Below are 543 nucleotides of genomic sequence, written 5' to 3'. Positions count from 1 at the left end.
CCACAGGGTGCGGCCGAGGATGTCGTCGCGGATCTCGGCGGCGATCTCCGCGTCGCCGCGCAGGAACAGTTTGACCAGGTCGCGGCGGCTGACGATGCCCACGAGCCGGCCGTTGAGGTCGAGGACCGCGAGCCGCTTGACGTCGTGGGCGTCCATGAGGCGGGCCGCGGTCGCCGCGGGGGATGCGGTGATCGCGGGGCTGGTCATCAGCTGGGCGGCGGTGTCGCCGTCGGCCTTCTGCCGGCCCTTGGGGTGGCGCAGCCGGGCGCGCAGCGGCGGGCGGTAGCCCTCGCGGTAGAACTCCTCGCGGAATTCCTCCTTGCGCAGCAGGTCGGCCTCGGAGACCATGCCGATCACGTGGTTGTCGTCGTCGGTGACCGGCACGGCGCTGATGCCGCCGTTGATGAGTGCTTCTGCGATGTCTTTGAATGGGGTGGCGGCGGTGACGGAGACGACCTTGTCCGTCATCACGTCCGCGACGGTCATACGCATGCCTACCTCCTTGGTGGTCGCTTTCATCACATCTCCCGAACGATCCGGGAA

The 543-nt window shown here is 68.7% G+C and carries 1 protein-coding gene; it reads right to left on the bottom strand.

Features of this window, described 5'->3' with window-relative positions; translation table 11 throughout:
• Positions 1–492 (bottom strand): CBS domain-containing protein (locus EJK15_RS69875; RefSeq protein WP_240778171.1); only part of this gene is annotated, 492 nt, incomplete at its 3' end.
• Positions 493–543 lie beyond the last annotated feature (51 nt).

The sequence above is a fragment of the Nonomuraea basaltis genome (assembly GCF_005893125.1).
GTDB lineage: Bacteria > Actinomycetota > Actinomycetes > Streptosporangiales > Streptosporangiaceae > Nonomuraea > Nonomuraea basaltis.
This window is presented reverse-complemented; position numbering and strand designations above follow the sequence as displayed.